This is a genomic window from Streptomyces sp. NPDC048516 (assembly GCF_043199875.1).
Classification (GTDB): domain Bacteria; phylum Actinomycetota; class Actinomycetes; order Streptomycetales; family Streptomycetaceae; genus Streptomyces.
This window is the reverse complement of the sequence record NZ_JBICWS010000001.1, coordinates 416,116-433,310: the sequence shown is the minus strand read 5'-3', so window position 1 is coordinate 433,310 and position 17,195 is coordinate 416,116. Positions and strand designations below refer to the sequence as shown.

Sequence of the window (17,195 nt, the reverse complement as noted above, 5' to 3'; positions counted from 1 at the left end):
CGCGGGCACAATTCCCCCGGTCCCGGATGTTTCGCCCCTGGTCCGCGGGGTGCAACGCCCCGCGCCGCGGCACCTGAGGGAACAAATCTAACCATTCGGGCCAATTGTGACCCATCTCACATACGGCATTTTCAACTCGGAATTCGGATGCGAGGTGCGTGACGATCCCTTCGACGACAAGACCCCGCCACAGCGACGGGGCGGTCCGGACGGGCGCCTAATCCCGCCGCCGTACCGGACGTCCGGTCGACGACGTGGACCGGCGGGAGCGGAGGACCCGAGCAGGACGGGGTCCCGGCCTGCACGGCCGAGGGCTCCTTGGGGTGAAGCCGTACGCACGGCCGGGCATCTTCGCCTGCCCGAACCCGACAGGTCTTCCTTCGCAGGCGGCTGACGAAGGGTTTGCGCATGACCATGCGCATGCATACGCCGAATCTGCTGGCGCGCGCCGGCACCGTCACCGCTCTGACGCTGGTCACGCTCGGCGGGACCACCGTCGCTCCAGGAGCGGCCGGGAAAGCCGAAGCCGCCGCCTCCGTGTCCGCCCATGCGCTGCGGATCGCGGCTTCCAAGAGCGGAGCTCCCTACCGGTACGGCGCCCAGGGGCCGCATGCCTTCGACTGTTCGGGGCTGATGCTGTACTCGTTCAAACGCGCCGGCCGGTTGCTGCCACGCACCGCCGCCGCGCAGTACGGCCGCACCCGGCACATCCCGGCCGGCGCGCGCCGACGCGGCGATCTGGTCTTCTTCCATTCACGCAGCGGCATTTACCACGTCGGCATCTACGCGGGCCGGGGCCGGATGTGGCATGCGCCCAAGGCCGGGAGCGTGGTCCGGCTGGAACGGATCTGGAGCCGTTCGGTCTGGTACGGGCGGGTGGGCTGATCCTGCGCATTCATCCCACGATCGGTCAATTGCCGCTGCGCTTAACCGATTTCACCGATTACGTCGAACTCACCGAGTGCGTCAATCTCGTCAATCTCGTCGATCTCGTGGACCTGTCGATCTGACCGATCCGGCTCGTTCGCCTCGGCCCGCAGCGGGCTGCTGAGTCCGCGGCCCCGTGGGGACGGACTGCCGTCGCCCGCGGGGGCTGCCACCGCCCCTGAGGGCCGCCGCCGCCCTGCCCGCCGCACCGCCGCGAGCAGCCCTGGCGTGCCGCCCTCAGGACAGCGCCAGCTCGACGAGCAGGATGCCGCCCAGAGCCGTGAGCAGCGCTCCTGTGGTGGCTTCCAGGGCGCGGGCCACCGCGGGGCGGCGCAACCAGGCGCCCATCCGGTCGACCAGCAGGGCGACGGCGGGGAACCACACCAGGGCCATGGCGACCACCATCGTGGCGAGCAGCAGCGTACGGGGCAGCGCGGGCGCCCCCGCCGGAACGAACTGCGGGAGCAGGCTGAGGAAGAGGACGGGCGCCTTGGGGTTGAGCGCGTTGGCCAAGAAGCCCTGGCGCAGACTTTGCGCAGTGCCCAGGCGGGCGGCGGGCGGGCGGCCGTCGGCCGGTGCGCCCGCCGCCGTGCGGTCCGCGCCGTCCGTGCCGTCCCTGGTGGCCGTGTCGTCCCTGGTGGTCGCCGGGCGCCGGAGAGCCCCGGTCAGGGCGCGGCCGCCGAGGTACAACAGATAGCCACCGCCCAGGAGTTGGACTGCCCCGAAGAGCGCGGGCACGGCGACCAGCACCGCCGCGAGCCCGGCCACCGCCAGGGCGGTGTGCACCAGCAGCCCGCCCGCGACTCCGACGGCGGCCGCCACCCCCGCCCGGCGCGAGTCGAGCGCATTGCGCACCACGACCGCGAAATCCGCGCCCGGCATGGCGACCATGCCCGCGGCGACTCCGGTGAAGGCGATCAGCTGTCCGTCCATAAGAGCAGCTTCGCCGGTCAGAGGCTTTAATGGGTATTGGCAATGTTCTTGGTGAGCCTAAAGAGATCCTTATGTACGACCCCACCCGGCTGGCCGCGCTGGTAGCGGTCGCGGAGGCCGGTTCGATCACCCGGGCCGCCGCCCGGCTGGGCTACACCGCTCCGGCGCTCTCCCAGCAGCTCGCCAAGCTGGAGCGGGAGGCCGGGGCGGCGCTGCTGGTACGCCACCATCGCGGTGCACGGCTGACGGCGGCCGGTGAGCTGCTGCTCGTACGGGCCCGGCGGGTCCTCGACGAACTGGATCAGGCGCGGCACGAGCTGTCCCGGCTGGCGGGGCTGTCCGGCGGGCGGCTGCGGGTCGGCACGTTCATGACCGCCGGCACGCACCTGCTGCCGCCCGCGCTCAGCGCGTTCCGGCGGGCCCACCCCGATGTGGAACTGAGCGTGACGGAGTACGTCCCGCCGCTGGCGAGCGCGGCGGTGGCGCGGGGTGAGGTCGATCTGGCGCTGACGCACGAGTATGTGCCGGGCGAGGCGATGCCGGCGCCGGAGGGAGTGCGTCTGGAGCCGCTGCTGACCGAGGAGCTGGTGCTGGTCACCGCGCCCGGTCATGCCCTGTCGGCGGGCTCAGGGCGCCTGCCGCTCGTCGAGCTGGCCGGCCAGCCACTGGTCAGCATGGCGCCGGCCAACCCCAACCGGCGCGACGTGGAGGCCGCGCTGGCGGCCGCCGGGGCGAGTGTGGCGGTGCGCTGCGAGTCGCCGAGCTATGCGGTGGCGTGTGCGCTGGTGAGCGCCGGGCTCGGGGTGGCGGTGGTCCCGGAGATGGTGGCGGAGGGGTCGGTGACACCGCTGGGAGTCCGCCGGGTGGACCCACCGGAGCTGCACCGCCGGATCTCGGTGGCCTACCGCCCCGGAGGCACCCCGGCCGCGGACACCCTGCGGGCACTGCTGCGCGGGGCCTTCCTCCGCCACTCGCCCGGGTCGTCGGACACCCGGTTGCCCAGGCCATCGTGATTGCCTGATCCCGGATCAGGGTGATTGCCTGGTGGCACCGGCAGACCGAGGACAGCCGTGACAAGCTGCCGGGACACCACGGCAAGATCGCTACGATCACCGCCGACTGCCGGGGCGCCCACCGTTGCCCTGACGTCGTGCACACCGTCCGACTCGCACTCCCGGGGAGAACCGATCACCGTGACGGAGGACGACCCCACAGCCGGCCCCACCCCGCGCGATGTTCTCCTGGAGAGCCTGCTGGGGAGGCTGCGAGAGTTCGTGGCCTCGCCTTTGACGCCGGGTTCGCAGGTGCTGCGGGGGCTCCTCCCACCGACAGAGGGGGACCGCGGTGCGAGAGTCGTCCTGTGGGACGGTCAAGACCTCGGCTCCGCCTACGCCCTGGAGATCCCGCTGCTCGACGATGACGGCGAGGAAATCCCCCACGATCACTTCATCGCCGCGCTGCGCGGGTGCATCGCCCAGCGCGATGCTCTCGGTCCGCCCTCGCCCGACGAAGTCTTCCCGGTGCCTGTACTCGACGCCCGGCGGCACTTCCTCGATGCCCTCGATGCCCCGCCCCTCACCGTGGCGGATGCCTTGCACCTGCCGCTGCTCTCCCTCGGTCCGGCGAACGGCCCGGCGCCCCTTTCCGAAGACGTGGAAGAGGAAGCAGGTGAGGCGGAGTGGCGCCTCCTCGGCTTCATGCTCATCGACGAGCGGCACGCCCGGTACTACGTCAGATGGGCAGAAACCGGCGATGTCTGGGGGCTCGACTTCTGTATGCGTGACGAAGCAGGGAAGGTCGACGCACATGGTGGGACCGCCAACATGATCTTCCCGGCACTGGCCTCGTCCCACGACCTCGAACGTTTCCAGCGACCGATCTTTGACAGCCGCTGCCAGGCCGTATACGACCTCACCACCTGGTGCTGACTCGGCCGGGCGGGCGGCTGCCGGATCCGGCTTCAGACCGCCGGCGCCGTGGCCACGATCGTGTCGACCGCCGTGTCGAGCTGGTCGTCCGTCAGGTCTGCGCGGGCGGTGAGCCGGAGCCGGGAGATTCCATCGGGGACGGACGGCGGGCGGAAGCAGCCGACCGCGAGTCCGGCCGTACGGCAGTCGGCGGCCCAGCGGAGCGCCGTTTCCGGCGACGGGGCGCGGACGGAGATCACCGCCGCGTCGGGACGTACCGCCGTCAGGCCCGCCGCGGTGAGCCGGTCGTACAGGCCCTGGGCGACCGCGACGGCCCGGGTGGCGCGCCGGGGTTCGCGGCGCAGGAGCCGGAGCGCGGCGAGGGCGCCGCCGGCCGCCGCCGGGGCGAGACCGGTGTCGAAGATGAACGACCGGGCGGTGTTGACCAGATGCTCGATGACCCGGGCCGGGCCGAGCACCACACCGCCCTGGGATCCGAGCGACTTGGAGAGCGTCACGGTGGTCACCACATCCCCGTCACCGGCGAGGCCTGCCGCCCACGGCGCGCCCCGGCCCCCTTCGCCCAGCACCCCCAGTCCGTGGGCGTCGTCGACGAGAAGTCCGGCGCCCCGTGTCCGGCAGGCCTCGGCCAGCGCGGGGAGCGGCGCGGCGTCCCCGTCGACCGAGAACACCGAGTCGGTCACGACGAGCGCCCGGCCGTCGTGACCGGCCAGCGCGGCGCGTACGGCCTGCGGATCGGCGTGCGGGGCCACTTGGGTACTAGCCCGGGAGAGCCGGCAGCCGTCGATGAGGGAGGCGTGGTTGCCGGCGTCGGAGACGATCAGCGCGCCGGGGGCGGTGAGCGCGGTCACCGCGGCAAGATTTGCGGCATAGCCGGAGGACAGCACCAAAGCGGCCTCGAAGCCGCAGAACGCCGCGAGTTCCGCCTCCAACCGGGCATGCAACTCCGTGCTGCCGGTGACCAGCCGGGAGCCGGTCGCGCCGGCACCCCAGCGGTGCGCGGCCTCGGCAGCACCACGGGTGACCTCGGGGTGCCGGGCGAGTCCGAGATAGTCGTTGCCGGCCAGATCGAGCAGCGGGGAGTCGGCCGGACGGGGGCGCAGGGTGCGCACCAAACCGGCGTGACGGCGCTCCGCACTGGCCACATCCAGCCAGTCGAAGGCCGCGTCGTACGCCGGGCGGGCCGGCTCGGCACACGGCTCGGCGGGCCTCGCCGGGGAGGTGTCGCACAGCGGCGGCGGGGCGGAGTCCTGCGGCATCGGCGTCCTTCGTCTGTCGGCCTCGATTGTGGGCTGTCGATAGACGTTAGCGGTCGTTCCGCAGGCCCACAGTGTGGCGATACACACACCTCGATCCCAGCACCTTGTGGGAATCCTCCTTGGCCGGGGGCGGTGGCGTAGGCCAGGATCAAGGCCATGGACCTGCTGAACACACTGGTGGACAAGGGACTGCGGCGCGAGTTGCCGACCCGCGAAGAGGCGCTGGCCGTATTGGCCACCTCCGATGACGAATTGCTCGATGTCGTGGCCGCGGCCGGAAAGGTGCGCCGCCAGTGGTTCGGGCGGCGGGTCAAACTCAACTATCTCGTCAACCTCAAGTCGGGTCTGTGCCCCGAGGACTGCTCGTACTGTTCGCAGCGGCTGGGGTCGAAGGCGGAAATCCTCAAGTACACCTGGCTCAAGCCGGACGACGCCTCCAAGGCGGCCGCCGCGGGGGTCGCCGGCGGGGCCAAGCGGGTCTGTCTGGTGGCCAGTGGCCGCGGCCCGACGGACAAGGACGTGGACCGCGTCTCGGAGACGATCTCCGCCATCAAGGAGCAGAACGAGGGCGTGGAGGTGTGCGCCTGCCTCGGCCTGCTCTCCGACGGTCAGGCGGGGCGGCTGCGCGAAGCGGGCGCCGATGCGTACAACCACAACCTCAACACCTCGGAAGCCACCTACGGCGACATCTGCACCACACACGACTTCTCGGACCGGGTGTCCACCGTCCAGCAGGCCCAGGCGGCGGGCATGTCCGCCTGTTCGGGGCTGATCGCCGGTATGGGCGAGAGCGACACCGACCTCGTCGATGTGGTCTTCGCGCTGCGCGAGCTGGACCCGGACTCCGTCCCGGTGAACTTCCTGATCCCCTTCGAGGGCACCCCGCTCGCCAAGGAATGGAACCTCACTCCGCAGCGGGCGCTGCGCATCCTGGCGATGGTGCGGTTCGTCTGCCCGGACATCGAGGTACGGCTGGCCGGCGGCCGTGAGGTGCATCTGCGCAGCATGCAGCCGCTCGCCCTGCACCTGGTCAACTCCATCTTCCTCGGCGACTACCTGACCAGCGAGGGGCAGGCCGGCAAGGACGACCTCGCGATGATCGAGGACGCCGGCTTCGAGGTCGAGGGCTCGGACACCACGACGCTGCCCGAGCACCGCAGGCCGTGCGGCGGTGCAGCGGTCACCGAGGCCGCCGCCGAGGAGACCGGTGCCCAGGCGACCGCCGAGGACGCCGGAGACCCGGCCGCCACCGTCCCGGCACCGTCCGACGAGGCCCGCCGCGACCTGGTCTCGGTGCGCCGCCGCGGCGCCGGCACCGACCTTCCGCCCAATGCCTGAGCCACTCACCCCCGGCGCACTGCTCGCGCTCGACCGGCAGCATGTGTGGCATCCCTACGGGCCGATGCCCGGCAAGGCCGCACCGCTGCTGGTGGAGTCGGCATCCGGCGTCCGGCTCCGGCTGGCCGAACCGGTCGAGGGCCGGGACGAGTTGGTGGACGGGATGTCCTCCTGGTGGTCGGCGGTGCACGGCTACAACCACCCGGTGCTCAACGACGCCGCGCGGGGCCAGCTGGAGCGGATGAGCCATGTGATGTTCGGGGGGCTCACCCATGAGCCCGCCGTGCGGCTGGCGAAGCAACTGGTCGACATCACCCCGGAGCCGCTGCAGCACGTCTTTCTCGCCGACTCCGGCTCGGTGTCGGTCGAGGTCGCCGTCAAGATGTGCCTGCAGTACTGGCGCTCGCTCGGCAAGCCGCGTAAACAGCGGCTGCTGACCTGGCGGGGCGGCTATCACGGCGACACCTGGCAGCCGATGTCGGTCTGCGATCCGGACGGCGGTATGCATGAGCTGTGGCAGGGGGTGCTGCCGCGGCAGATCTTCGCGGACGCGCCGCCGGCAGGCTTCGGTGCCGCGCCCGACGAGGCGTATGCGGCGCATCTGCGGGAGCTGATCGGCCGGCACGCCGAGGAGCTTGCGGCGGTGATCGTGGAGCCCGTGGTGCAGGGGGCGGGCGGGATGTCGTTCCACTCCCCCGGGTATCTGCGGGTGCTGCGGGAGGCCTGCGACGAGCACGGCGTGCTGCTGATCTTCGACGAGATCGCCACCGGCTTCGGCCGTACGGGCGCGCTCTTCGCCGCCGACCACGCGGGGATCGCACCCGATGTGATGTGTCTGGGCAAGGCGCTGACCGGCGGTTATCTGACCCTGGCGGCGACGCTGTGCACCACGGCCGTCGCCGACGGCATCTCCCGCGGCGCGCTGCCGGTGCTGGCGCACGGCCCCACCTTCATGGGCAATCCGCTCGCCGCCGCCGTCGCCGATGCCTCGATCGGAGTGCTGCTGTCCCAGGACTGGGGGCAGGAGGTCAAGCGGATCGAGGCCGGACTGCGGGACGGGCTGGCACCGGCCGCGGGCATCGCCGGGGTGCGCGAGGTACGTGTACTCGGCGCGATCGGTGTCGTACAGCTCGATCACGAGGTGGACATGGCGGCCGCGAGCCGGGCGGCGGTCCGGGAGGGCGTATGGCTGCGCCCGTTCCGGGATCTGATCTACACCATGCCGCCGTACATCACCGGTGACGAGGATGTGGCGCGCATCTGCGCGGCGGTGTGCGCGGCGGCCCGCGAGGGCTGAACGCACCGCACCGGCTGTGGTGGCCGGCCGGGTTCGCTCGGCCGGACGCCGCCGCCTCCGCATTCGCCTCGGCCGCCGCCTCCGCCTCCGCCTCCTGGGGACGCTTTCACCCGGAGCGGGCGGCCTCTGCGCGCGGCAACCGGTCAGCCGGTCAGCAGGTCGCATGCGTACAGGGCACAGGCGAACCCTTCGCAGGCGAACCGGCCACCAGGAACCATTCGCACTATCCCCGCGCGGGATCGCCGCGCAGAGTCGGAGGCAGACCATGTCGGTGCTGTTCGTGACGGGCACGGGCACGGAGATCGGCAAAACCGTGACCACGGCCGCGATCGCCGCGTCGGCGCTCGCCCGGGGACGTTCGGTGGCCGTACTCAAGCCGGCCCAGACCGGTGTCACGGCGCACGAGAGCGGCGACGCGGCGGAGGTCGAGCGGCTGGCCGGCCCGGTCACCACCGCCGAACTCGCCCGCTTCCCGGACCCGTTGGCGCCCTCGACGGCCGCGCTGCGGGCCGGGCTGCCGCCGGTGCACCCCCAGGACATCGCCGAGGCCGCCGCCAAACTGGACGCCTCGCACGACCTGGTCCTGGTCGAGGGCGCGGGCGGGCTGCTCGTCCGCTTCGACGCCGACGGGCATACGCTCGCCGACGCCGCGCGGCTGGTGGAAGCACCCGTCCTGGTCGTCGCCCAGGCGGGCCTGGGCACCCTCAATGCCACCGCGCTGACCGCGCTGGCGCTCCGCTCGTACGGGCTCGACTCCCCGGGCGTCGTCGTCGGCAGCTGGCCGGCCGAGCCCGACCTGGCGTCCCGCTGCAATCTGGCGGATCTCCCCGACGCCGCGGGCGCACCGCTCCTCGGCCTGGTCCCGGAGGGCTCCGGCGGGCTCTCTCCGCGGGACTTCCGCGCAGCGGCCCCCGACTGGCTGGCGCCGGTGCTCGGCGGATCGGGTACGTTCCGTATTCCCTCGTGACGACGGCGGGCATCCGCAGGGGCATCCGTAGAGGCATCCGCAGGGGCATCCGTCATTCTCGGGGCAGGCGCCATTCGGCTCCGGGGCCTGCCCGTACAGATTTCCGGACGCCGACCGAGGCCGCTCCTTGCGGCTCCCCGTCCGCGCAGTGGGGAGACTGACAGCGGGAGCGGGCATCGTCGGCGAAAGGGTCCGTCATGTGGCAGGGCAGGAGAGTTCCGCACGTACCACGCGTTCCGCGAGCTCCGAAAGTTCCGAGAATTCCGCAAGGCAGCGTCCATCACCCGGTATTCGCCCGCTTCTACGCGAGCTGCTGCGGTCCGGCCGCGGACGCGCGGGCCGGGGTGGCCACGCTCCGGAAGGAGTTGCTGACGGGCGCCACCGGCCGGGTCATCGAGGTCGGCGCGGGGAGCGGGCTGAACTTTGCGCACTATCCGGGCACGGTCTCGGAAGTGGTGGCGATCGAACCGGAGGCCACACTGCGGGAGGTGGCCAGGTCGGCGGCGGCGCGTGCGGAGGTGCCGGTGGATCTGGTGCCCGGAGTGGCGGAGGCCCTGCCGGTCAAGAGCGAGGCATTCGATACGGCGGTGGCCTCGCTGGTGCTGTGTTCCGTCCGCGAGGTGCAGCGCGCCCTGGCGGAGCTGCGACGGGTGCTGCGTCCGGGCGGTGAGCTGCGGTTCTTCGAGCACGGGCGGGCCGCGGGGCGCGGGCTGGCAGCCGTGCAGTGGTCACTGGACCGGACGGTCTGGCCCCTGCTGATGGGTGGCTGTCACACCGGCCGGGATCCACTGGGCGAGATCCGGACGGCCGGGTTCGAGGTACTGCGGGTGCGCCGGCTGAAGGTACCGGAGCGCGGGCCGACGCTGCCCACGTCGCCGGCGGTGCTGGGCACGGCGCGGCGGCCGGCCGGCTGATGGTCCCGGCAGCGGACGGCCGCCTGACGCTCCCGCGGCGGGCGGCCGTCTGAGCGGCACCCATGGCCGCGGTTGGTTGAGCGGGTCCCGGGCGGTCTCCCCGCCGGCCGGCCGGCAGCCGTCGCTCACACCGTCCAGGTGCGCAGTTCGTCTGCGATGGTGCGGACGTCGGCCGTGCCCTCCTTGACGAGGCGGGCGAGGTCGCGGACCTGCTCGGGAGAGATAGTGATCTTCAGGCCGCTGGCGACGAGATAGCCATAGGCCACGGCGGACGCGAACATGGCATTCGAGCGCTCCAGCGCCGGCACTTGGAGCAGGAGTTGCAGGAGGGAGGCGGCACGGTCCTGCGGTTCGGTGTAGACGGGGACGCCGAATATCTCGGCTTCATGGCGGCTCACGGCGGCCACCAGGGCGCCCCAGTCGGTGACCTGAGGGTCTCCGGGGGTGTGCTGTTCGGCGATGAGAAGGAGCCAGGCGAGGTCGATGCGCAGCGTCACGTGGTGCCCGGCAGTCCTTCGTGGGGGGTGGAGGTCGCGACGCCCTCGGCGCCGCCTGGTTCCAGGCCGAATTCCTCGGCGAAGACGCGCTCGTACTGCTTCATGAAGTCGGAGGCGGCCTCGACGAAGGTCTGGCCGACCTCACCGGCGTCCTTGAGGACAAGCTCCTCGATATAGCGGTTCATGCTCACTCCCCGCTGCAGGGCGCGCTCCCGCGCCGCTTCGGCGGTGGCCTCATCCACACGGACGTTCAGCTGTGTCTTCGCCACCCCTCCACGCTAGCGCGCATCCGCTAGCAGCGGCAAGCACTGGCCGGTCCGGGATAAACGCTCCCCCGCTCCCCCGCTTTCCCGCTCCCCCGCTCCCCCGCTTCCCCGCTTCCCGGGCCCCCTCTACTCGAAGGCCTTCACGGCGTCCTCACCCTGGGTCCACCAGACACCGAGCCTCTGGCGCGTCAGGAGCCAGCCGTTCGGGCCACGGCTGAATTCCCAGTCGTACGGGCCGCCCATCGCGTAAGGGGAAGAAGTCTTCCCGGCTTCGGTGACGGCGACGAACCACATGTAACCGATGCCGGTCGCCCGGTCGCCGTCCATGTCGAAGTGCATGTTCAGGATGTGGTGTTGCATGCTCGGGTACGGCGCTTCCGCTGCTTCCACCGTCGCCCGGACCGCGTCCTTCCCGTGGATCTGCTCCCATGGCCCGAACTCCAGCACCGCGTCGTCGGCCCAGCAGGCGATCCAGGCCTGCCAGTCCTTGCGGTCCAGTGCCCGCCATCCACGGATCATGAGGGCGCGCAGGGCTTCTTTGTCCTCCAGGACCCGCAGTCTTCGTACCAGGCTGTCGTAGTCGGCGGCAGTGGGTGACATACCTGCTCCCATCCTTTCGGGGTGGCTCACTGGGCGCTTGCGGTGGGACGGACGACGATCTCGTTCACATCGACCTGCGGCGGCTGTGCAAGGGCGTAGGCGATGGCCTCCGCGATGGCCGATGCGGGCAGTGCCACGGCGCGGTAGGTCTTCATCGCCTCCCTGGCCGCAGGGTCGGAGATGCTGTCCGGGAGTTCGGACTCGGTCACGCCGGGGGAGACGAGGGTGACCCGGATGTCCCCTGCCGACTCCTGGCGCAGTCCTTCGGAAATCGCCCGGACGGCAAATTTGGTGGCGCAGTAGACGGCGGCGGTGGGCGAGACCTCGTACGCGCCGACGGAGGCGATGGTCACGAAGTGCCCGCCACCCTGTGCCCGCATCGTGGGCAGGGCGGCGGCGATGCCGTGCAGGACTCCCCGCACGTTCACGTCGATCATGCGGTCCCACTCATCGGTCTTGAGCGCTTCCAGCGGGGAAAGGGGCATCACACCCGCGTTGTTCACGAGGGCGTCGATCCGGCCGTACTGGCACAGCGCCGCATCGATGAACGCGCGCATGTCTGCCGCGTCGGTGACATCCAGCTGCACGAAGGCGGCGGTGCCGCCCTCCTTCGTGATCTCTTCGACCAGTCGCTCCAGCCGGCTGGTGCGGCGCGCGCCGAGAAAGACCTGGTGCCCGTCCGCCGCCAGCCGGCGTGCGGTCGCCTCACCGATACCGCTGCTCGCACCGGTGATCGCGACAACCTTGGTGCTCGGTGGCATGTTGTTGCCTCCCTGTAGAGAACGTGGCGGGTGATCCGTTCTCCGGAGTCTGGGCGTCGGTGGAAGGACCAACCAGGGCAGGCTGTTCCTGGCTACGGCGCACCCAGGGACACGGAGGAGGGCCGGTCGGTCAGCCTGAAGCGGTCATCAGCAGCGCTCTCGCAGGCTTCCTTCGCGCGGCGCGCCGCGCGCGCCGGCACACCGGGTACGGCGGGTACGGCGGGCGCACCGCGCACACCGGATACGGCTGGCCGGCTGGCCGACGGGCCGGCTCGGTATGGCCCGCCTCCTACGACCGGCGCCGCGCGCGCCTCGCGCGAGCCGCGTCGTGAGCACCGCGCAGGAGCTGCAGCACCGTGTCCGTGGTCCGCTCCCCCGGATTGACGACAGCGAGCCAGCCGAGCGCCCCGTATACCGGGTGCGGCATCACGCTGTCGGCGGCCGCGTAGTCGCGAGGCCGGGTGAGACTGCGCGGCTCCTCGCCGGTGAGCTCCCGGAACGTCGCCCGGTCGACGTGGATGTTCACGCGCCACCGGCCCGGAGCGTCGAGGGCGGAAGCGGTGTCGTCGGGGTAGTTGCTGACGACGATCGTGCCGTAGGGCTGGGCGTTCTGCGGCATCTGACCGTCGGGGGCGAAGAAGAAAAAAGCACTCCCCCACGTGAATTCGGGGAAGTCGCCGCCCGGCTCCGGGATGACCACGAGCGCGCCGTCGAAGCCCCGTACGGCCTCAATGATCTGTTCCATACTCATGGTTCAAGCATCACCTTCAAGTGCTGATGTGGGGTTGGGCGATGGGCGAGCCGGCGAGCGGTGCGCAACGGGGACTGCTGCGAACCGTCGACGTAGCCAGAGCGTCGGGGTACTCGGTGCAACAGGTGCGCGACCTGGAACGGCTGGGAGTCATTCCCGCAGCCGCTCGATCGGGCAACGGCTACCGCTCCTACACACCTCTTCACGTGCACGCTCTTCGGGCCTACCGGGGACTCGCGGGTGCCATGGGGCCTGTCGCGGCCCGGCAGATGCTCGCGCGGCTGCAAACGGAGACGACCGCGGAGGCGGCCTCGGCGATCAATGCGGTCCATGTCCGGCTCGCTCGGGAACGTGAGGAGGCGCTGCGCGCTCAACGGGCGTTGCGGGCGATCCAGGCCGAGGCGGAGGCAACCGAGTTTGAGCACGAGGGTGACGCGATGACGATCACGGAGCTCGCCGAAGCGCTCCGCGTCCGTCCCTCGACCCTTCGGTTCTGGGAACAGGAAGGGCTTGTCACGCCGGAGCGGGTGACGTCACTGCGAGCACGTCGCTTCAGCCTGTCGGCCATCAGAGCGGCGCGGATCGTGACCGCTCTCCGCGGCGCCGGCTACAGCATTCCCGCCGTGCGCGAGGCCATGGATTCGCTGCGGCAACTCGACGGCCCGGGAGAGGCGCAACGCATCCTGCATCAGCGTGTGGAGCAGATCGCGACCCGCACCGTGGCGCTCCTCCGAGCGGGCGCAGACCTGGCCGTCGTTGTCGAGTCGGCCGGTCCCTGGATGATTGCTTCCAAGGGGCGGCGGTCGTAGGTGTTCAGGCTGGCGGGTTCCCTGGTCTACGTCGGAACTGGTCGCATGCGCTCGTGTGCTAGCGTTCGTGACGACTTCTCACCGTAGGGTCCCACCCTCGCTATCCAGCCTCCTCATGTCCGGTGACATCAGGAAGGTGGAAGTCACACCTGATTCTGACAAGGGGTGTGACGATGGGTGCTGCCCAGGTAGCAGATCCGGCCGTGGAGGCCGTTGATCTGGTCAAGACCTATCCGGCGGGCCGGAGCAAGGCGCCGGTCACGGTACTGCGCGGGCTGAGCTTTTCCGCAGCGAAAGGGAGTGTTTTCGGGCTGCTCGGCCCGAACGGGGCCGGCAAGTCGACCACGGTGAAGATTCTCTCGACGCTCTCGGCTGCCGACTCGGGATCAGCTCGCGTGGCGGGGATCGATGTGCGGACGCGACCTGAGCGGGTGCGCCGGGCGATTGGGTTCGTATCCCAAAAGCCCGGTACGGATCCGATGGCCACCGCGACTGAGAACCTGCTGCTCGCCGGCCGCCTGCAGGGGATGTCCCGCCGGGATGCCGTGGTACGGGCCCGCGAACTCGTCGACAGGTTCGGACTGGCTGATGCCGCGGACCGGCGGGTGCGCACGTACTCCGGCGGCATGGCGCGCAAGCTCGACGTCGCTCTCGGGTTGATGCACCGCCCCCAGGTGCTCTTCCTCGACGAGCCGACGACGGGGCTCGATCCGCAGGCCCGGAGCGAAATGTGGGCCGAGATCGCGCGGATGGCCGGGGAGGAGGAGATGGCGGTGTTGTTGACGACGCACTACCTGGAGGAGGCTGACCGCCTCGCCGACCGGGTCGCGATCGTCGATGACGGCACGGTAGTTGCCGCGGGTACGCCGGACGAACTCAAGAGCGCGCTGCACGGCGACACGGTGCACGTGGAGCTCGCCCAGGCCGACGACAGGGCGCTCGCGGTGTTGCGGACGGTGCCCAAGCTACGGGAGATCACCCTGAACGGGAGCACCGTCCGCGGCCGTACCACCGGCGGTGCCCGGACGTTGCCCCTGGTCCTTGCCGCGCTGGAAGAGGCGGGCGTCGCAGTGAGCTCCGCGACGCTCGCCAGGCCCTCGCTCGACGACGTCTATCTCCGGCACACCGGCCACCGCCTCGACGCCGACGCAGCACCGAAGACCCTGGAGGTGACGAAGTGACCACCGCACCCGCACGCTTCACCGGTCCGGCTCCACTCACCGTGATCACGCACTCCGCCCTCCTGACCGGCCGGCTGCTGCGCAACCTGAGGCGGATGCCCACCTTCCTCGTCATCGGCCTCGTCCAGCCGGTGATCTGGCTGCTGCTATTCGGTCAGCTCTTCCGCTCGGTCGTGAACCTGCCCGGGTTCACGCCCACAGACGGCGGCTTCCTGCAGTTCCTCACCCCGGGCGTGGTGATGATGACCGCGCTGCTCGCGAGCGCATGGGCCGGAACGACCTACCTGCAGGACATTGACCGCGGCGTGATGGACCGGATGCTTACGTCCCTCGCCAGCCGGGCAGCCATGGTGATTGCGACCATGGCCTACCAAGCGATCCAGACGCTCATCCAGAGTATGATCATCGTAGCCATCGCGCTGGTCTCCGGTGCCCACTTCCCCGGAGGTGTGGCCGGCGTCGCCGTCACACTCTTCACCGCAGTGCTACTCACCCTGATCTTCTCGGCGCTGTCCGACGCCGTCGCCCTGCTGACCCGCCAGCAGGCGACGCTCATCGCGATCGCCCAATTCACCACCCTGCCGCTGATGTTCCTCAGCTCGGCCGTGATGGACCTCGGCCTCGCACCCGCCTGGGTCGGCCACGTCGCCGACTACAACCCCATGGAATGGGCGGTCACCGCGGCCCGGGAGGCGATGCTCGCCCACACCAACTGGAGCACGGTCTGGGTGCACCTGGGGCTGCTCGCAGCAACAGCCCTCGTGATGGGCTTGGTGTCCACGCGCGCATTCCGCACCTACCGGACGGCGGCGTGACGCAGCCGTTCGGGCCAGGTGACGGTGCGACGAGCCTGCCGGGCGAGGGCGGGGAGTCCAGGGTCAGCGCTGCTCGACGCCTGAATCATGGAGCACTCAGCCGCTGGATGCTGACCTGGACACCCTCGCCACCGCACTCTACGTGCGGACCGACGACCTGCTGCTGGAATACCCGGAGCTCGCGCCGTGGCGGCCGACGGTGGGGATTGCACCCAAGCTGTCCGACGCCGAGTTGGTCACGCTGTCGGTGATGCAGGCTCTGCTCGGCTTCACCTCCGAGCGCCGGTGGATCCGCCACGCCCGCACGCACCTGGGGCGCCTGTTCCCAGCTGCTACGGCCGGCCCGCAAGGGCGAGATCGAGCGGCCCGGCTCGCAGCTGTCCAAGCCACTACGACAGCTCATCGAGTCAGTGAACGAGACATTCAAGGGCCAACTGGACCTCGAACGCCACCGCGGTCGCCCCCCGGCTGGCGTGATGGTCCGCGTCCTACAACGGATCCTCGCGCTGACCAGCGCGATCTGGCACAACGATCACACCGGCCAACCCATCCCACGCTCTCTGACCGCCTACGATCACTGACCCCTTGGAAGCAATCATCTAGGGGAGACGTCCCCTCGGCCCCCTGCACCCGGCCTCCGGCGGATCGCGTCCGGCGTCCGGCGTCCGGCGTCCGGCGTCCGGCGTCCGGCGTCCGGCGTCCGGCGTCCGGCGTCCGGCGGGTCCCTCGTCCCTCGCCTCTCATTCCTCGTCCCATCACGGCGTTCCAGGAGGGGATCGTTCCCGCAGGTCAGAGGGGGTACGAACGTTCCGGCGTCCCGTTTTCCGCGTCGGCCATGGCGACCGGGACTGAGGGCGCCGCAAGCTGAGCTCAGCAAGCAACCACGGCCTCATGCCATTTGCCTCATGCCTTATGCGTCATGGCGCATGCGGTATGACGCATGCCGTATGGCGCATGCGGTATGGCGCATGCGCCATGACGTATGCCGTATGCCGTATCCGAAGGGAGACACCGTGCGGACACGCTTCCGATTCCGCCGGTTCCACGGCGCCGACATCACCGACGCGGTAGCTGTGGCCGTGCTCGTCGCATCAGCCACGACCGTCTTCCTCCTGCTCGCCGGCCGTCTCTGACGGCACGCATTCCGACCGCACGCAACCGAACAGAAGGCACCCACTCACCATGCGCACCACCCGTCGCGCCACCCAACTCGTCGCCTCCACCGCCGTCCTGGCGGCAAGCCTGGCGCTGACCGCCTGCCAGAACGACACCACCAAGGACACCGGCGGCCAGGCCCCGACCGCGTCCTCCCGGCCCTTGACCGGCGGCCAGGGTGCTCAGTCCCCTTCGGACGGCAACGGCAACGGCGACGGCAACGGCCCCGCCAAGGGCGGTCAGGCGTCGAAGAGCGCCATGTCGTCGGGCACCTCCGGCAGCGGGAATGCCGGTAAGAACGGCCCGGGGCGGACCGCCGGACAGCACTCCGGCAGCCGGACGACGAACGCCGCCTGCACCGGCGCGCACGTCAAGGTCACCGTGACCAAGGTCCATCGCCCCGTGAACCACATGCTGCTGACCGCCACCAACACCGGTTCCGTGCCCTGCAACGCCTACGGCGCGCCTTACCTCCGCTGGGACGACGCCCAGGCCGCCACCACGTTCCTCGACGCCTCCAAGCCGCAGGCCGTGGTCACCCTCGCGCCGGGCGAGTCGGCGTACGCGGGGATCATGTACCAGTCCGCGGACGGCTCGGGCAGCGGCGGCCACACCGCCCGCACCCTCGGCGTCCTGTTCGGCAACCGGGATGGCAACGGATCCACCGGCCCGTCCGTGCAGCTCAAGCTGGCCAACGGGGGTGTCCACACGGACAGTTCGGCATGGGTCACCTACTGGCAGTCCCGTTCCGAGGACGCGCTGACCTGATGAACGAGCACTACTGATCCGGTCGGAGG

General features: G+C 70.7%; 18 protein-coding genes, 1 pseudogene and 1 riboswitch. Of the genes and pseudogenes, 12 read left to right on the top strand and 7 right to left on the bottom strand.

All coding sequences use genetic code 11. The features are described 5' to 3' along the window. Window positions 1-204 precede the first annotated feature (204 nt). Window positions 205-404, top strand: a riboswitch (cyclic di-AMP (ydaO/yuaA leader). 4 nt (window positions 405-408) lie between these two features. Then, window positions 409-885, top strand: a complete 477-nt coding sequence (locus tag ACGFR7_RS01975; protein WP_393311906.1) for a C40 family peptidase — start codon at window positions 409-411, stop codon at window positions 883-885. Between the two features lie 279 nt (window positions 886-1,164). Here the strand turns inward: ACGFR7_RS01975 and ACGFR7_RS01970 are convergent, their stop codons facing one another. Further along, on the bottom strand, window positions 1,165-1,860 hold the full coding sequence (locus tag ACGFR7_RS01970) for a LysE family translocator (RefSeq protein ID WP_393311904.1): 696 nt from the start codon (window positions 1,858-1,860) through the stop codon (window positions 1,165-1,167). 71 nt (window positions 1,861-1,931) lie between these two features. Here ACGFR7_RS01970 and ACGFR7_RS01965 point away from each other — a divergent pair, with 71 nt between their 5' ends. Together ACGFR7_RS01965 and ACGFR7_RS01960 are read left to right on the top strand one after the other, a co-directional pair. Further along, on the top strand, window positions 1,932-2,873 hold the full coding sequence (locus ACGFR7_RS01965) for a LysR family transcriptional regulator (RefSeq protein WP_393311902.1): 942 nt from the start codon (window positions 1,932-1,934) through the stop codon (window positions 2,871-2,873). A 180-nt stretch (window positions 2,874-3,053) separates the two neighbouring features. Continuing rightward, window positions 3,054-3,788, top strand: coding sequence for a hypothetical protein (locus ACGFR7_RS01960; protein ID WP_393311900.1), 735 nt, complete (start codon window positions 3,054-3,056; stop codon window positions 3,786-3,788). A gap of 32 nt (window positions 3,789-3,820) precedes the next feature. On the opposite strand, the gene ACGFR7_RS01955 is transcribed toward ACGFR7_RS01960, so the two are convergent. Then, window positions 3,821-5,047 (bottom strand): 8-amino-7-oxononanoate synthase, encoded by a 1,227-nt coding sequence (locus tag ACGFR7_RS01955; protein ID WP_393311898.1) that lies wholly within the window; start codon window positions 5,045-5,047, stop codon window positions 3,821-3,823. Window positions 5,048-5,203: 156 nt separating this feature from the next. Between ACGFR7_RS01955 and bioB the strand changes: the two genes are divergently transcribed. The 4 genes from bioB to ACGFR7_RS01935 all read left to right on the top strand — a co-directional run bounded on the left by bioB (window position 5,204) and on the right by ACGFR7_RS01935 (window position 9,563). Continuing rightward, window positions 5,204-6,385: a biotin synthase BioB gene (gene bioB, locus ACGFR7_RS01950; RefSeq protein ID WP_393311896.1), complete on the top strand. Its 1,182-nt coding sequence runs from the start codon at window positions 5,204-5,206 to the stop codon at window positions 6,383-6,385. Beyond that, on the top strand, window positions 6,378-7,682 hold the full coding sequence (locus ACGFR7_RS01945) for an adenosylmethionine--8-amino-7-oxononanoate transaminase (RefSeq protein WP_393311894.1): 1,305 nt from the start codon (window positions 6,378-6,380) through the stop codon (window positions 7,680-7,682). Before bioB ends, ACGFR7_RS01945 begins: the two co-directional genes overlap by 8 nt. Window positions 7,683-7,947: 265 nt before the next feature. Beyond that, window positions 7,948-8,649: a dethiobiotin synthase gene (bioD, locus tag ACGFR7_RS01940; RefSeq protein ID WP_393311892.1), complete on the top strand. Its 702-nt coding sequence runs from the start codon at window positions 7,948-7,950 to the stop codon at window positions 8,647-8,649. Window positions 8,650-8,909: 260 nt separating this feature from the next. After that, on the top strand, window positions 8,910-9,563 hold the full coding sequence (locus ACGFR7_RS01935) for a class I SAM-dependent methyltransferase (RefSeq protein WP_393312630.1): 654 nt from the start codon (window positions 8,910-8,912) through the stop codon (window positions 9,561-9,563). A 125-nt stretch (window positions 9,564-9,688) separates the two neighbouring features. Here ACGFR7_RS01935 and ACGFR7_RS01930 read toward each other — a convergent pair whose 3' ends face one another. The 5 genes from ACGFR7_RS01930 to ACGFR7_RS01910 all read right to left on the bottom strand — a co-directional run bounded on the left by ACGFR7_RS01930 (window position 9,689) and on the right by ACGFR7_RS01910 (window position 12,432). Further along, the gene (locus ACGFR7_RS01930) at window positions 9,689-10,060 is read right to left on the bottom strand and encodes a fic family toxin-antitoxin system, toxin component (RefSeq protein WP_393311890.1); all 372 of its coding nucleotides are present in this window, start codon (window positions 10,058-10,060) and stop codon (window positions 9,689-9,691) included. After that, a complete protein-coding gene (locus ACGFR7_RS01925) occupies window positions 10,057-10,329 on the bottom strand; it encodes a toxin-antitoxin system HicB family antitoxin (RefSeq protein ID WP_393311888.1) in 273 nt (90 codons plus the stop codon). The genes ACGFR7_RS01930 and ACGFR7_RS01925 overlap by 4 nt, the downstream gene beginning before the upstream one ends. A 123-nt stretch (window positions 10,330-10,452) precedes the next feature. Continuing rightward, complete coding sequence (locus ACGFR7_RS01920; protein ID WP_393311886.1) at window positions 10,453-10,926, bottom strand: nuclear transport factor 2 family protein; 474 nt, start codon at window positions 10,924-10,926, stop codon at window positions 10,453-10,455. Between the two features lie 26 nt (window positions 10,927-10,952). Beyond that, window positions 10,953-11,687: an SDR family oxidoreductase gene (locus ACGFR7_RS01915; RefSeq protein ID WP_393311884.1), complete on the bottom strand. Its 735-nt coding sequence runs from the start codon at window positions 11,685-11,687 to the stop codon at window positions 10,953-10,955. 289 nt (window positions 11,688-11,976) lie between these two features. Beyond that, window positions 11,977-12,432 (bottom strand): DUF6194 family protein, encoded by a 456-nt coding sequence (locus ACGFR7_RS01910; protein ID WP_393312628.1) that lies wholly within the window; start codon window positions 12,430-12,432, stop codon window positions 11,977-11,979. Window positions 12,433-12,479: 47 nt separating this feature from the next. Here ACGFR7_RS01910 and ACGFR7_RS01905 point away from each other — a divergent pair, with 47 nt between their 5' ends. The 5 genes and pseudogenes from ACGFR7_RS01905 (at window position 12,480) to ACGFR7_RS01885 (ending at window position 17,166) form a co-directional block, all read left to right on the top strand. Next, window positions 12,480-13,247, top strand: coding sequence for a MerR family transcriptional regulator (locus ACGFR7_RS01905; RefSeq protein WP_393311882.1), 768 nt, complete (start codon window positions 12,480-12,482; stop codon window positions 13,245-13,247). Window positions 13,248-13,420: 173 nt separating this feature from the next. Next, a complete protein-coding gene (locus ACGFR7_RS01900) occupies window positions 13,421-14,428 on the top strand; it encodes an ATP-binding cassette domain-containing protein (RefSeq protein WP_393311880.1) in 1,008 nt (335 codons plus the stop codon). Then, window positions 14,425-15,243, top strand: a complete 819-nt coding sequence (locus tag ACGFR7_RS01895; protein WP_393311878.1) for an ABC transporter permease — start codon at window positions 14,425-14,427, stop codon at window positions 15,241-15,243. The genes ACGFR7_RS01900 and ACGFR7_RS01895 overlap by 4 nt, the downstream gene beginning before the upstream one ends. Before the next feature lie 103 nt (window positions 15,244-15,346). Then, window positions 15,347-15,824, top strand: a pseudogene (locus ACGFR7_RS01890) (hypothetical protein). A 601-nt stretch (window positions 15,825-16,425) separates the two neighbouring features. Further along, window positions 16,426-17,166, top strand: coding sequence for a DUF4232 domain-containing protein (locus ACGFR7_RS01885; protein ID WP_393311876.1), 741 nt, complete (start codon window positions 16,426-16,428; stop codon window positions 17,164-17,166). The last annotated feature ends 29 nt before the right edge of the window (window positions 17,167-17,195 follow it).